The organism is Streptococcus marmotae, assembly GCF_001623565.1.
In the GTDB taxonomy this organism is placed as follows: Bacteria; Bacillota; Bacilli; order Lactobacillales; family Streptococcaceae; genus Streptococcus; species Streptococcus marmotae.
In genome coordinates this window covers 566,429-580,235 of record NZ_CP015196.1, presented here as the reverse complement: position 1 = coordinate 580,235, position 13,807 = coordinate 566,429, and the positions used below count along the sequence as shown (strand labels likewise).

Sequence of the window (13,807 nt, the reverse complement as noted above, 5' to 3'; positions counted from 1 at the left end):
GATTTTTGACAAGTACTAATTGAATAGAGTGACATGAGGAGAGTAGTCTCCTTCTTGAAACTAGTTACAGCATTAATATTTTTTATGAAAGCAGTTAGCAAATGCATTTTAGGGGCATAAAACGCTAACATATTTAGTGTGAAAGATGTATAATACAGATAGGTATACAGTGTAATGATACAGCTAGGAGAGAGGTGATAGTAGGAACGGCGCTGACACTTGTGAATGGTATTAGAAAGGAGTATACCATGATTAAGAATGTTCGTTTATTGGCTTGTCTCTTTATTGTGGGGGACTACTCTATTTGCTACAACAACGGTTGAAGCGGCAGAATACCTGACTGAAGAGTAAATTGAAAAAGCTGTAGAAGGCTTGCCTGAACACCACTATGTATTACCTACCGCAGATGGTGGCTATATACAAAACGGTGATGGCAGTGCTAGTTTTCCAGCAGAACAACTGGCGCTTGAAGGTCGAGATGTGATGACGGTTTCGGAATATAAAGAATTTCTCAGAAAATTAGACATTTCCGATGATGCCTATTCAATCAATTATAGTGGCTTTAGAGCCGCCCTTCCGCAAAGTGAACCACATGTGTTGTGGGCTAATCAATCGTATACCTCCCAACGTTCTCAGCTTCAGGCTGGAGATATGGGGAAGCTAGATTTTTTCCAGCTCCTTTTACGGGAGACTACCTAGCTTGGGAGGCTTTTGTAGATGGAGGAATTGTGGAGGATGGTTTTGGTGTGTCTGTGGGTATAGGAGCATATTGGGCGCCAGTTCGAGTATATAGCAAAAACGGAACCTACTTTAAAACTTACGACCCTCTTCCAAATTCAGGATATAGAGTTAGCAACCCTGTCTAATTATGGAGGACTAGAATATGAAAAAAATATATAAATTAGCTATCATAGCTACGGTCTTGCTGGTTTTGCCTGTGCTGTTTATGAACCGTTTGTCGGCAAATAGTGACCAGATCAGTGAAACAAAGGTACCTGAAAATCGGACAATAAAAATCTATGCTGAATTGTTGAAAGATTCTACGGAGGAAGAAGTAGATGCCTACTTCCGACATAGCGATGATAATGACAAGATTATTGCTTATCCAGGTGGGGGTTATTTGACTTCTCCAGATGGGAAAGGTTTTTCTCAAAGGTTTGATAAAGACGGGAATGAAGAAATCCTATTCTTTGAAGATGATTCGGTATCAGCTACGATTCGAGAAATCAAAGAATACTTAAAAGAGCAGAGAGAGCAGCAATAAGAAAGGTTTTTTAGATAGCAAAAAAGGGGCAGTTGTTGAACTGCCTCTTTTCAAGGAGATTTTATGAAAAAGAAAAGTTTTTTAGGATAGATACAGTATAATGCGACAAGCTTAAATTTTTCTTAACCATCTCTGAAATCGTTCCTTAGGGTCAAATTTTTTGGTCAATCAGCCGTTGGATTTGTTTTGGACGGATAAGAATAAAGGCGATAATCGCAACAAATAGCCAGATGAGAACGGGAACAAGTGCTGGTTTTGAAGTGGCATCTGTACCTGCAGTTGCTAAAATGGCAGCAAAGTCAATCATAAAATGAATAAAAATTGTCCACCACAGGCTGCGTGTGCGAATGACAACGGCAGAAAAGTAGATTCCCATTGCCATAGCATAGTAGACCTGAAATAAGGTGACATCAAGTGGCTGAGTACGTAAGTTTCCTAGATGAGCCAGTCCGAAAATCAAACTTGACAGAAGGACAGCTTGCAGGACATTTTTATAAGAATGCAACCCGTCTTTAAAGGCGATTTGTAACAGAATACCACGGCAGATGTACTCTTCTACAAATCCAGCTCCCAGAGCCGTTACCAAGGCAACAGGCAAATAGTTCAGATGTTCTACAAGCCCAAAGACCAACAGAGGAATGCAGACTAGAAAGAGGTAAACAAAATTGAGCCAGTTGACCCGTAATTGCTCTCCTACTCCAATACGAGCTTTTAGGGGTATTGTCAAATGGAGAAAGCGATGTCCAACTAGGTAGAAGATAGAGGCCAGTAAGGCTGTTTTGATGACATAGTAGGTAGTACCTGTGAAGAAGTAGCTGAGAAACCCTAAGCCCCAATTCGTTCCGAGTAATAATAGGCCATAGAGGCAGACTTGCTGTAATGATTTTTTTGACATCTTGTCTCCTTTGGTTATATATTTTTTCTATTCGGTGATAGCTAGCGATTTCTCAACCCTTTTTCAAAACTCGTTGAACTAGCCTGAACAGAAATGGTTTCAAGGGTAAACGGATGTGTAAAGGTAAGCTTGTGGGCATGGAGCATGAGCCTATCTGCAACAATGTGGCTATATAGAGGGTCGCCGACAATAGCGTGTCCATGATAGGAGAGGTGGACGCGAATCTGGTGAGTTCGTCCCGTTTCTAACCGGCAGGCAACAAGGCTCGTTTTTCCCAGTGCTTTTAATCGAGTGATATGGGTAATGGCCGTTTGTCCTTTTTGTGGGTCGATTACTCGTTTGCGTCTGTCATGGCGGTGGCGCCCGATTTTATCTGTTATGGTCTGTGTGTTTTCTGGGAATCGTCCTTGGCAGAGGGCAAGATATTCACGGGAAATCACTTTGTCTTCTAAGAGCCTATTTAGAATAGGGAGGATAAAGGGATTTTTGGCAAATAAGATAGCACCACTCGTTTCTTTATCGAGGCGATGCACCACATAGCAGGTCTGCTGTACGTAAGCAGAAACATGATTCAGAAGGGCGATTTCAGTAGGATCATTGCCATGTGTTTTCATGCCTTCTGGTTTATTGACAACAATCAGGTGCTCATCCTCATACAAGACTTGCACAAGCTCGCTTTTCCCCCAAGGAATGATTTTCTCAGGATAATCTTCCTCGTCAAAGGTTAACTCAATCCGAGCTCCTGCTTGAATCTTGCTTTGCCAGTGGACAATCTGTCGATTGACCAGAACATGCTTTTTGGTTCGCAGGAAATGGCGGATTTTTCGTGGAATTAAAAAATAGTCTTCTAACAATTCTTTGACACTCATGGCAGGAAATTGTTCAGGAATGGTAATGGTATATTTCATAGAATTATAAACTAGAGGAGTGCTTTGGTTGCACCTTTTCAGCGGGATTGATAAAATGCATGGCATTGTTAACAGCAGTTGGCGCTTCGCCTAATCCTGTCGCAATCAAGTCAACTTTTCCATCGTAGAAGCAACAGTCGCCAACTGCATAAATCCCAGGGATAGACGTTTCTTGCTTGCTATTGACTAAGATCCGATTGCGTTGCAAATCCAGTCCCCATTCTTTCAACCGACCGACAGAAGACTTGAAACCATAGTTGACAAAGAGGTGATCAAAAGGCAGGGTCAGAGTTTCTTCGCTTTTGACCTTGGCAAATTCAATCGCTGTCGCCTGTCCATTTTCTCCCTGGAGCGCTTTTGGAATGTAGGGCGTATGAATCGTAACATCTGATGCTTTTAAGGCTTCAACACTATGCTCCATAGCCCGGAAATTGTCCCTGCGGTGAACAATATGAGTTGTATTTGCCAGATGATGAAAGGCAAGTGACCAGTCAACCGCAGAATCCCCACCACCAAGGACGACTACTCTTTGACCCGCATATTGCTGGATATTGGCGACATGATAGTGGATATTGTCAAAGGCATCAGCCTGTTTGATTTCCAGCGGACGTGGCTTGAAAGCACCGCCTCCCATGGCAATAATAACGGCTTTAGAAGCGTGTTCTCCCTTTGATGTTGTAATGGTAAACTGCTCGCCTTTCTCAATCCCAATCACCGTTTCATTGAGGCAAATACTGGTTTCAAATGGTGTAAGTTGGGCTAGAAGATTATCTGTTAGTTCTTGCCCTGTCAAATGTGGAAAAGCTGGAATATCTAGCATCGTTTTTTCAGGATATAAGATAGCAGGTTGGCCACCTAGTTGGGGAAGTGAGTCAATGATTTTTACCTTGGCCTGACGTAAATGCGCATAAAAAGCGGTAAATAAGCCTACAGGGCCCCCTCCGATAATGGTAATATCATATAGTTCAGTCATTGAAATCCTCTTTTCAGTCAGAATATCTCTATTTTACCACAAAATAAAATAACTTTCACAACTGCAAAAAAGCCACTCTGAGCCGCAAAAAAATTAGACGCTGAGCTAAAGTTTAGCCTTGAGATAGTAAGAGTGACAAGATCCTAAAGTTGATTTTAACGGTTTTATCAGGCCGAATGGTGTAAAATATAGTATAATGGTACGAAATTATGTAGAAAGGAAGAGATAAATGAAGGAATTTGATAGAAGAGAAGATGACTTAGTGGAGCAAGATGCACTTCCATTGAGACGCAGTCGTCGCAAAGTGACAGAGGGTGAAGCAAAACCAAAGAAAAAATCCCGCATACCGGATCCGATTCGTCGGTTTTGGCGCCGCTATCAGCTAACGAAGATTGTTTTGATTATCCTTGGGTTGCTAGTCTTAACAGTGGGGGGTATTTGTTTTTCCTAGCAAAAACGGCGAATGTCGGGGATTTGCAAGCCGCCTTAAAAGCGACGACTGTCATTTATGATAAGGATGGGAATGAAGCAGGGGCCTTGTCTGGTCAAAAAGGGACCTATGTAGAGCTAGATGCCATTAGTCCGAATTTGCAGCAGGCTGTTGTTGCGACTGAGGACCGCACCTTTTATAAAAATTCAGGTATCAATTATAAACGAACCCTTCTTGCAGTATTGACCCTTGGAAAATCTGGCGGTGGATCAACCATTACCCAGCAACTGGCTAAAAATGCCTTCCTTACCCAAGACCAGACAATCAGTCGAAAGGCACGTGAGTATTTCCTTGCTCTTGAGATTAACAAAAAATACAGCAAGGAAGAAATTCTCACCATGTACCTAAATAACGCTTATTTTGGAAACGGTGTCTGGGGTGTTGAAGATGCTAGCCAGAAGTATTTTGGGACATCCGCTAGTCAATTAACAGTGGAACAAGCTGCAACCATTGCAGGGATGTTAAAAGGCCCTGAGATTTACAATCCTTACTACTCGATTGACTATGCTACCAACAGGAGAAATACCGTTCTTCAAGCGATGGTTGATGCGGGTTATATTGACCAGGCGACTGCTGATGCTGATGCGCAAGTAGATATCGCTAGTCAACTCAGTGATACTTATGCTGGTAGACAAAGTAATTACAATTATCCATCGTATTTTGATGCCGTTTTGGCAGAAGCGATTGACCGATATGGACTGAAGGAAAGTGACATTATCAATAACGGCTACCGTATTTACACCGAGTTAGACCAAAATTCGCAGACTAGCATGCAGTTGATTTACAATGATGCCAGTCTGTTTCCGAGTTCAGCTTACGACGGTTCACATGCACAATCAGCCAGTGTAGCGATGGAACCAGCTTCGGGGGCGGTGCGTGCCTTGGTCGGTCGGGTCAACAGTACAGGGGAAACCAGCTATCGTAGCTTTAATTTTGCTACTCAGTCTCAGCGTAGCCCAGGGTCGACCATAAAACCCTTGGTTGCCTATACTCCGGCAGTTGCAGCAGGTTGGTCGATTGATAAGGAATTGGACAATCATACAGAAACCTACGGTAACTATACCCTACATAACTATGATTTTTCAACCTCAGAAACTGTACCGATGTACCAAGCCTTGGCTATGTCGTACAACCTTCCGGCAGTTGCGGCGGTCAATACGCTAGGAATTGATAAGGCATTTGAGTATGGGAAAAAATTTGGTTTAAAAATGGATAAGGCAGACCGCGTTTTGGGTGTTGCGATTGGGAGTGGCATTTCTACCAATCCATTTGAGATGGCTCAAGCTTACGCAACCTTTGCAAATGGCGGGGTTATGAAAGACGCTCATCTGATTACTCGCATTGAAACAGCAAGCGGTAAGGTGTTGGTGAGTCATAAGGGAGAATCTACGCGCATTATGGACAAGGCTGTTGCGGAGAAAATGACCGCCATGATGCTGGGAACCTTTAGTAATGGTACTGGAGTCAACGCAACTGTTTACGGCTATACTCTTGCAGGAAAGACAGGGACAACGGAAACCAGCTTTGATGCTAGTTTGACAAATGATCAATGGGTCATCGGCTATACTCCAGATCTTGTCATTAGCCAGTGGGTTGGTTTTGAGAAAACAGATGAACAGCACTATATCGATAGCAGTAATTCCTGGATGGCGCCTGCCGTCTTCCAAACGGTAGCTGGTTCTATCTTACCGAATACAGCTGGCACCGAGTTCACAGTTGAAAATGCCTATGTTCAAAACGGAATAGTCCCGTCAACCCAATCAAATCCTATTCCTAACATTGGAAATTATCAAGAACAAATCAATGATATCAAAAACAAAGCGCAGACCTTGCTGGAGCAAACCAAGCAAGAAATCATAGATGCTCAGCTTCCAGAACGCGCCAAAACGCTTTGGGATAATCTCAAGAGTTGGTTTGAGTAGTTGCCAAATCTCAAAAAACATGGTAGAATAGCAGAGATGGAGGGCTTTATGGCACTGAAAAAAGCAAGCCTAGCGTGTGCAGTCTGTGGATCGCGTAATTATTCAATCAAACTCTCGAGCAATCCTAAGCCGACACGATTAGAAGTAAATAAATATTGTAAGCATTGTGGTCAATATACGGTCCACAAAGAAACCAGATAGGAGTTTGTTGTGAAATTTTTAAAAGATATTATTCGTATTTTAAAAGATACGACGTGGCCAACGAAAAAGCAAAGTTGGAAAGACTTTGTATCTGTTGTGCAGTATACAGCGTTTTTTGTGGTGATCATTTACCTTTTTGACCTTGTGCTGTCAAAAGGATTGATCAGCTTGATTAATCTTTTCTAGAAAATACTTGCAAGACCAAAATTGCCATGCTATAATGAAGAAAAGGGAAAGCCTTCGGGCTTTTTTATTATGAAAGGAAGCACGCTATGTTAGATAGTTTTGATAAAGGCTGGTTTGTACTTCAAACCTATTCAGGATATGAGAACAAGGTCAAAGAAAATCTTCTTCAACGGGCGCATACCTATAATATGCTTGAAAATATCCTGCGCGTGGAAATCCCTACTCAGACTGTCCAAGTTGAAAAAAATGGAGAAGTCAAAGAAGTAGAGGAAAATCGTTTCCCAGGATATGTCTTGGTCGAAATGGTCATGACAGATGAGGCCTGGTTTGTCGTGCGAAATACCCCCAACGTCACAGGATTCGTTGGTTCACACGGGAATCGTTCCAAACCAACACCACTTTTGGAAGAAGAAATTCGTCAAATCCTCGTGTCTATGGGACAAACCGTTCAAGAATTTGACATTGATGTCAAGGTAGGTGATACGGTTCGCATTATTGATGGCGCCTTTACGGACTATACAGGAAAAATTACTGAAATTGACAACAATAAAGTAAAAATGGTCATTTCTATGTTTGGAAATGATACCGTTGCTGAAGTGAATTTGAGTCAGATTGCGGAATTATAAGCGAGACTGAAAAGAGGGAATGCATTCCCTCTTTTATGATGTAGCATTCCTTACAAAACTGTAAGGGAACACCTGATTCTGATGTGTTACAATAAAGAAAAGTAAACGAGATGGATGAGGTAGTTATGAAACGGTTTAATGCTTTTCAATTGAAACTAGGGATGGCCTTGCTAATGGTGTTGGACCATATTCATGTTATTCCAGGTTTAGTGAACCCGACAATGGAGTCTATTTTTCATGCATTAACTCGTTGTGTTGGTGTTTGGTTTGCCTATATGGCGGTTGAAGGATTTATTTATACACGTAGCCGATGGGGTTATCTTAGGCGATTAGTTGCCTTTGCGCTTATGATGTTACTTGGTAATGGCGCGCTGAACTTCTTATTAGCAAGCCCAGAGGTACACATCGGTAATAATATCTTTATGACTTTGGCAGGAGGTGTACTGGTCTTGCAATTAGCTTGGGGAGATGGTCAGCAGTTGATTCCTCAGAAAGGCTTGCGGATTTTTTTGGCGATTCTAGTTGGTGCCCTTGCATCTTTCGGTACAGAAGGTGGGATTCTAATGATTCCATTCATTGTACTCACCTATGCTTTTCGTGAGAAAGAAATGGTACGTAATAGCTCTTATGTTGTTTTGAGTGTGCTACTATTTATTATGAGTTTCCAAGTTTATCTGAGTTGGCAGGAGACATTAGGCGAATTGTTGTACAATTCTGATTGGCTCTTCATTACTGTCTTGCCATTTATGTATCTTTATAATGGTGAGCGTGGTTTACAGACGATGTGGAGCAAGTATTTTTTCTATCTTTTTTATCCGCTTCATATCTGGGTCATCGCTGTGATAGCGTATCTGTTGTAAAATCCAAAATATCGGTCTGGAGACTGATTTCATTTGGACTAAAAGAAGCTATACTATATTCAATCCTAAATATTTTTCATAATCTCCTTAAAACACTAGCAAATCCGCTAGTGTTTTTGTTATACTGAAACTATGAATGATATCAAAAAAATCCAAGAAATGGAAGAAATCTTGAACCAAGCAGAAACAGTATTGACAAACTTGGAGCAGTCTTTAGAGGCATTTGAGCAGTTTCATCCCACCTTATCTAGCTTGTTCTCCTATTATGAAAGCAAGGAATGGATGCGTCACTATCAAATGGACGAGGCGGGACAATTTCCGAAAAATATGGCGCGTGGGGTATTGTCAGAAGATGCTGTTTATAATACTATAGCTCGTTATCATGAGCTGATGAAGAATATGAAAGAGCTAGGAAATAAGGGTAACTCCTCTAGGTAGAAAAAAGAGAAAAACTACATCTTGAGACCGATGTGTTTTGAACTTGATTCGTTTATACTATAGTCAATCCTAAAATTTTTCATAATCTCCGAAAACAACCAGCCATAAGGCTGGTGTTTTTTGGTATTGTTTTAACGAGATTGATAAACTGGCTTTTTCGTCCGAAATAATTTCTATATTTATCTGTATTTATCCAAATTAAAAATCAAAAAAGCCCGATTTTACGGGCTTTTTACTTGGTTAAATCCTGATAAATCAGGTATAAAAAGGCGGTAGACGGATTTGAACCGACGATCAAGCTTTTGCAGAGCCGTGCCTTACCACTTGGCTATACCGCCATAACAATTAATATTCTATCGAAAAAAAGCCGATTGGTCAAGTGGGAAATGAAATATTGATAGAAAGGCAGGTTAATGGGTAATTTCGGTAATTTCCCAAAGTAAGTTCCACTTTCGTTTTCGAAGCGGAAGTTAGTCTAAAACGGATTTTTATGGTGGAATTAAGTCTGAGACGTTTGGGTTAGAAATGAGCTCTTACGATGACAAAATACAAACACCTCACACTCTCAGACCGCAATGATATCCAACTAGGATTAGAAAGAGGAGAATCCTTCAAAATCATCGCACAATTCATCCTTAAAGATCCTACTACTGTTTCCAAAGAAGTCAAACGTAATAGACAGATCAGAACGTCTACTAGTGATGGGCTTCCTTGTCCTCTCCTTGATAAGGCTCCTTTTGTCTGTAATGCTTGCCCTAAGAGAAGACAAAATTGTGGCTATAAAAAAATATTCTATTTCGCTAAACAAGCTCAAAAACAATACGAACAAACTCTCGTTGAAGCTCGTGAAGGAACACCTCTCAATTCTCAAACCTTCTGGGACATGGATAAAATCATTTCAGATGGGGTGAGAAAGGACGGTCTTATGAGGACTTCCAAAAGTATTTGACCCATAACCAACTAACTTCTTGGTTAGAAATGGACACGGTTATGGGGCGTATTGGTGGAAAACTGCTCCTCACTTTCAACGTCTCTTTCTGTAACTTTATCTTCGCTAGACTTCTGGACAATAAAACTGCCGCTGAAGTCGCTAAGCACCTCTACGAGATCAAGAAGGCCTTCTTTCAAGCAGGGAAAGATTTCCATGAGTTATTCCCTGTTATCCTAACTGACAATGGTGGGGAATTCGCTAGAGTCGATGATATTGAAATGGACGTGAGAGGAGAGGTAAACCTCTTCTTCTGTGATCCTAACCGGTCTGACCAGAAAGCAAGAATCGAGAAGAAGCATACCCTCATTCGAGATATTCTCCCTAAAGGAACGAGCTTTGATACCTTAACTCAGGACGATATCAACCTGGTCTGTTCGCATGTCAATAGCGTGAAACGCGCTGCTTTGAATGGAAAGTCAGCTTATGAACTTTTTACGTTTACCTATGACGAAGAACTGGCTAAGCTTCTCGGTATTTCCTTAATTCCCGCTGAAGACGTCTGCCAGTCTCCTAAAGTATTGCAACATAAATCCTAAAAACGAACCGAATAAAATCCACTCAAACGTCTCACACTAACTTCCACCATAGCGGAACTTAATCTGAAACGCTTTCAGATGAGGGGATTTTGTGCGCTCTTTTTTTCAACTACCATTCGCCTAAAAAAGCCATGAAATCAACAATTATAAAAACCAGTGGAACTTACTCTGACATGGATTTCCACTGTTTTTTAACGTTTTTATCAGACTAACTGCCACTTGAAGAGGCACTGGAAGTTAGTTTGAGAATTTAGCATCGCAATATAATATATCAATATGTTTACTAAATTTTACTTAATTTTATTAAAAAATTAAGCAAAAAAACATTGACTTTGTAAACGTTTTCTATTATAATATAGGTAATCATTTTAAAAGGAGTGCTATCATGAAAAAAGGAAGAATAGCAAAAATAGTTGCAGGTCTTATTTTATCGAGTGCCTTGTTGGCAGGCTGTGGGGCAGGTTCATCTGATTCAAGCACAGGAAAAGATGGTAATAAAGAATTGACTGTGTGGGCTTGGGATAAAAACTTCAATATCAAAGCATTCGAAGTGGCTGAAACGATCTATGATAAGGAGCATCCGGATACAGTTGATTTAAATATTGTCGAGAATGCCCAAAATGATATTGTTCAAAAATTAAATACTGCATTAAGTTCTGGTGTGACAAAAGGCCTACCGAACATCGTTTTGATTGAAGATTATCGAGCGCAAAGCTTCTTGCAGGCTTATCCAGACAGTTTTTTCCCGTTATCTGAGTTTATTAAGGAAAAAGATTTTGCAGATTATAAGATTCAGGCAACTTCCTACCAAGGAGAACATTATGCATTTCCTTTTGATACAGGAGTTACAGGTCTATATATTAGAACAGATTACTTAGAAATGGCTGGCTATAAAGTGGAAGACTTACAAAATCTTACATGGAGTCAACTATTAGAAATTGGAAAAAAAGTAAAAGAAAAAGCCGGAGTTGATATCATGACACAAGATCCAAACGATTTGGGATGGATTAGAACAATGATGAATTCTAGCGGGTCATGGTATACAGAAGCAGATGGTAAAACACCGAATATTAAAAATAATGCTTCCTTAAAAGAAGCTTTACAAACATTCAAAGCGTATAAAGAAGGGGGGATATTGGCTAGTCATTCTGATTGGGGACAAATGCTTGAGGCCTTTAACTCTGGGAAAGTAGCGACCGTTCCTCAAGGGAACTGGATTACTCCATCAGTTATGCAACAAAAAGACCAATCTGGGAAGTGGGCTGTCCTCCCTTATCCCCGTCAAGATTTGAAGGAATCCGTAAATGCTTCTAACTTAGGAGGTTCGTCAGTATATGTGCTAAATTTAGACGGTAAAGAGGCTGCGGCAGAATTTTTAAAGGAAACATTTGGGTCTAGTAAAGATTTTTATGCTGAAATCAATAAAGCGATTGGAGCAATGGGTACCTATAAGCCAGCGGCAGATAGTGGAATTTATGATACAGAAGTAGAGTATTTTAAAGGTCAAAAAATTTATAAAGATTTTGCGAGTTGGGCAACAGAGATTCCCGCTGTCAGCTATGGTGAAAACACATATGAAATTGAGGATATTATTGAAAAAGCTCTTCAAGAATATCTGAATGGCGGGAATTTGGATACTATTTTAGAAAATGCACAGAAAGAAGCAGAAGCACAATTAAAGAATAAATAAAGTCTACTCAGCTAGCCCAAGGACACATATCTATTGTGATGGGCTAGCTGATAGTTCTTATTTAGGATGGATAATTGAATCGGTGAATTGTCAAATATGAAATGGTGAGGAGGGATATTGTGAAAAAAATAAACCCATTTTTAAAGTCGAAAATTATTGGCCAATTATTTATATGTGTACCAGTGCTGTTGATTATTCTGTTTTACTTCTATCCAATGGTGGAATCCTTTCGGCTGTCATTGTCTTCTGGTAAGGGCGTGAAGCTTAGTTATGTAGGCTTCTCAAACTACCAGCGTTTGTTTCATGATCCTGCATTTTTGGATTCTCTAAAAAACACATTGATTTTTCTGGTTTTTCAGGTGCCTATTATGGTACTTTTAGCAATATTCTTTTCGGTCTTGCTTAATCAAAAAACGCTAAAATTTAAGGGTATCTTTCGAACGATCGTCTTTTTGCCTGCTGTGACCTCCCTTGTAGCGTATTCAATGATTTTTAAGTCTTTGTTTGCTAATGATGGAGTTATCAATAAAATTTTACAGATGCTTCACCTAGTAAAAGAACCTATCCTATGGTTATCAGATCCGCTTTGGGCGAAAGTCTTGATTATTATTGCGATTACGTGGCGTTGGACCGGTTATAATATGATATTCTTTTTATCAGCATTACAGAATATTGACCCTGAAATTTATGAAGCAGCTGATGTAGACGGTGCAACATCGTTTCGGAAATTCTTTAGTATTACAGTCCCATTGTTAAAACCTGTTATTTTGTTTACAACGATTACTTCAACAATTGGAACCTTACAACTGTTTGACGAGCCAATGAATCTTACTCAGGGTGGACCAGGAGGAGCTACGCAGACAATTTCACAGTATATTTACAATTTGAGCTTTAAATACACTCCTGATTTCGGCTATGCTGCAGCAGTCTCGTACGCTATTGTATTTTTAGTGGTGGTATTATCGGTTATTCAAACTTGGATAGGGGGAAAAGATGCGAAAAAGTAATTTAGTAACGTATTTGTTTTTAGGAATCATGTCGATTATTTTTGCTTTCCCATTTTATTTTATGATCATTAGTGCTACAAATGCTAGTGTGGATGTAACGAAAGGTAGTTTAATGCCCGGCAATCAGTTTTGGGTTAATATTCGCAATATTTTTACCCAAACAGATATGCTTATGGCTTTCAAAAATTCAATAATTGTTGCAGTTGGACAAACCTTATTAGCATTATTGATTGGATCGTCGGCAGGATACGGCTTTGAGATTTATAGAAGTCGTGGAAAAGATATTGTTTTTAACATTATCTTATTATCTATGATGATTCCTTTTGCGGCCATTATGGTGCCTCTTTTTCGATTGTTTGCTAAAGTTTCCACCGTAGCTCCTATAATTGGGATTGACTCCTATATTTCTATCTCTATGCCTTATATTGCAACAGCCTTTTTGATTTTCTATTTTAGACAAAATACGAAAATGTTTCCAAAGGAAATGTTGGAGGCTGGTAGAATCGATGGGGTATCTGAAGTGGGTCTTTTCTTTAAAATTTATATGCCTACGATGAAAACAACTTATGCAGCTGCAGCCATTATTACATTTATGAATAGCTGGAATAATTACTTATGGCCCTTAGTTGTCATTCAATCTACGGAAAAACAAACGGTTCCGCTAGTGATTTCACAGCTTGGTTCTAGTTATTCTCCTGACTTCGGTCTTATTATGTCAGGAGTCTTGTTAGCAACAATTCCTACATTGGTTATTTTCTTTGCGTTGCAAAAGTACTTTGTGGCTGGAATGTTAGGGTCAACGAAATAGCCTATGTAATAG

Annotated in this window: 14 protein-coding genes, 1 tRNA gene and 2 pseudogenes; 13 read left to right on the top strand and 4 right to left on the bottom strand. The window is 40.0% G+C overall.

All coding sequences use genetic code 11. The features are described 5' to 3' along the window. Positions 1-194: 194 nt before the first annotated feature. The 3 genes from A4H00_RS12280 to A4H00_RS02920 all read left to right on the top strand — a co-directional run bounded on the left by A4H00_RS12280 (position 195) and on the right by A4H00_RS02920 (position 1,264). The gene (locus tag A4H00_RS12280) at positions 195-323 is read left to right on the top strand and encodes a hypothetical protein (protein ID WP_257721992.1); all 129 of its coding nucleotides are present in this window, start codon (positions 195-197) and stop codon (positions 321-323) included. Positions 324-372: 49 nt separating this feature from the next. Further along, complete coding sequence (locus A4H00_RS02925; RefSeq protein WP_067087078.1) at positions 373-699, top strand: hypothetical protein; 327 nt, start codon at positions 373-375, stop codon at positions 697-699. Between the two features lie 184 nt (positions 700-883). Continuing rightward, positions 884-1,264, top strand: a complete 381-nt coding sequence (locus A4H00_RS02920; protein ID WP_067087075.1) for a hypothetical protein — start codon at positions 884-886, stop codon at positions 1,262-1,264. Between the two features lie 151 nt (positions 1,265-1,415). Here A4H00_RS02920 and A4H00_RS02915 read toward each other — a convergent pair whose 3' ends face one another. From A4H00_RS02915 to A4H00_RS02905, 3 genes are read right to left on the bottom strand one after another with little or no spacing between them, the layout of a single operon-like run. After that, positions 1,416-2,159 carry a CPBP family intramembrane glutamic endopeptidase gene (locus tag A4H00_RS02915; protein ID WP_067087072.1) on the bottom strand — a complete coding sequence of 248 codons (744 nt, stop codon included), beginning with the start codon at positions 2,157-2,159 and terminating at the stop codon, positions 1,416-1,418. A 41-nt stretch (positions 2,160-2,200) separates the two neighbouring features. After that, complete coding sequence (locus tag A4H00_RS02910; RefSeq protein ID WP_067087070.1) at positions 2,201-3,067, bottom strand: RluA family pseudouridine synthase; 867 nt, start codon at positions 3,065-3,067, stop codon at positions 2,201-2,203. 4 nt (positions 3,068-3,071) lie between these two features. After that, complete coding sequence (locus tag A4H00_RS02905) at positions 3,072-4,040, bottom strand: NAD(P)/FAD-dependent oxidoreductase (RefSeq protein WP_067087067.1); 969 nt, start codon at positions 4,038-4,040, stop codon at positions 3,072-3,074. Positions 4,041-4,269: 229 nt separating this feature from the next. Here A4H00_RS02905 and pbp2a point away from each other — a divergent pair. From pbp2a to A4H00_RS02880, 6 genes and pseudogenes are all read left to right on the top strand, one after another. Then, positions 4,270-6,452: pseudogene (gene pbp2a / locus A4H00_RS02900) on the top strand (penicillin-binding protein PBP2A). 48 nt (positions 6,453-6,500) lie between these two features. Further along, a complete protein-coding gene (gene rpmG, locus A4H00_RS11390; protein WP_075104965.1) occupies positions 6,501-6,653 on the top strand; it encodes a 50S ribosomal protein L33 in 153 nt (50 codons plus the stop codon). 9 nt (positions 6,654-6,662) lie between these two features. Next, positions 6,663-6,839 carry a preprotein translocase subunit SecE gene (secE, locus tag A4H00_RS02895; RefSeq protein ID WP_067087064.1) on the top strand — a complete coding sequence of 59 codons (177 nt, stop codon included), beginning with the start codon at positions 6,663-6,665 and terminating at the stop codon, positions 6,837-6,839. A gap of 86 nt (positions 6,840-6,925) precedes the next feature. Further along, positions 6,926-7,465 carry a transcription termination/antitermination protein NusG gene (gene nusG, locus A4H00_RS02890; protein WP_067087061.1) on the top strand — a complete coding sequence of 180 codons (540 nt, stop codon included), beginning with the start codon at positions 6,926-6,928 and terminating at the stop codon, positions 7,463-7,465. 125 nt (positions 7,466-7,590) lie between these two features. Continuing rightward, complete coding sequence (locus tag A4H00_RS02885; RefSeq protein ID WP_067087059.1) at positions 7,591-8,325, top strand: TraX family protein; 735 nt, start codon at positions 7,591-7,593, stop codon at positions 8,323-8,325. Positions 8,326-8,457: 132 nt separating this feature from the next. After that, entirely contained in the window at positions 8,458-8,763 is a 306-nt protein-coding gene (locus A4H00_RS02880) for a DUF4298 domain-containing protein (RefSeq protein ID WP_067087056.1), read from the top strand. Positions 8,764-9,030: 267 nt separating this feature from the next. On the opposite strand, the gene A4H00_RS02875 is transcribed toward A4H00_RS02880, so the two are convergent. After that, positions 9,031-9,101, bottom strand: a tRNA-Cys gene (locus tag A4H00_RS02875). Positions 9,102-9,301: 200 nt separating this feature from the next. Here A4H00_RS02875 and A4H00_RS11385 point away from each other — a divergent pair. The 4 genes and pseudogenes from A4H00_RS11385 to A4H00_RS02850 all read left to right on the top strand — a co-directional run bounded on the left by A4H00_RS11385 (position 9,302) and on the right by A4H00_RS02850 (position 13,795). Next, positions 9,302-10,290, top strand: a pseudogene (locus A4H00_RS11385) (transposase). A gap of 385 nt (positions 10,291-10,675) precedes the next feature. Beyond that, a complete protein-coding gene (locus A4H00_RS02860) occupies positions 10,676-11,980 on the top strand; it encodes an ABC transporter substrate-binding protein (protein WP_067087050.1) in 1,305 nt (434 codons plus the stop codon). Positions 11,981-12,081: 101 nt separating this feature from the next. Then, positions 12,082-12,987, top strand: coding sequence for a carbohydrate ABC transporter permease (locus A4H00_RS02855; RefSeq protein WP_067087047.1), 906 nt, complete (start codon positions 12,082-12,084; stop codon positions 12,985-12,987). Beyond that, a complete protein-coding gene (locus A4H00_RS02850; protein WP_067087045.1) occupies positions 12,974-13,795 on the top strand; it encodes a carbohydrate ABC transporter permease in 822 nt (273 codons plus the stop codon). The genes A4H00_RS02855 and A4H00_RS02850 overlap by 14 nt, the downstream gene beginning before the upstream one ends. Positions 13,796-13,807: the final 12 nt, after the last annotated feature.

Coding starts and splice junctions, on each gene's coding strand:
- nusG (WP_067087061.1), top strand. CDS start 6,926: ATGTTAGATAGTTTTGATAAAGGCTGGTTTGTACTTCAAACCTATTCA.
- A4H00_RS02915 (WP_067087072.1), bottom strand. CDS start 2,159: ATGTCAAAAAAATCATTACAGCAAGTCTGCCTCTATGGCCTATTATTA.
- A4H00_RS02880 (WP_067087056.1), top strand. CDS start 8,458: ATGAATGATATCAAAAAAATCCAAGAAATGGAAGAAATCTTGAACCAA.
- rpmG (WP_075104965.1), top strand. CDS start 6,501: ATGGCACTGAAAAAAGCAAGCCTAGCGTGTGCAGTCTGTGGATCGCGT.
- A4H00_RS02920 (WP_067087075.1), top strand. CDS start 884: ATGAAAAAAATATATAAATTAGCTATCATAGCTACGGTCTTGCTGGTT.
- A4H00_RS02885 (WP_067087059.1), top strand. CDS start 7,591: ATGAAACGGTTTAATGCTTTTCAATTGAAACTAGGGATGGCCTTGCTA.
- A4H00_RS02910 (WP_067087070.1), bottom strand. CDS start 3,067: ATGAAATATACCATTACCATTCCTGAACAATTTCCTGCCATGAGTGTC.
- A4H00_RS02860 (WP_067087050.1), top strand. CDS start 10,676: ATGAAAAAAGGAAGAATAGCAAAAATAGTTGCAGGTCTTATTTTATCG.
- A4H00_RS02850 (WP_067087045.1), top strand. CDS start 12,974: ATGCGAAAAAGTAATTTAGTAACGTATTTGTTTTTAGGAATCATGTCG.
- A4H00_RS02905 (WP_067087067.1), bottom strand. CDS start 4,040: ATGACTGAACTATATGATATTACCATTATCGGAGGGGGCCCTGTAGGC.
- A4H00_RS02855 (WP_067087047.1), top strand. CDS start 12,082: ATGGTGAGGAGGGATATTGTGAAAAAAATAAACCCATTTTTAAAGTCG.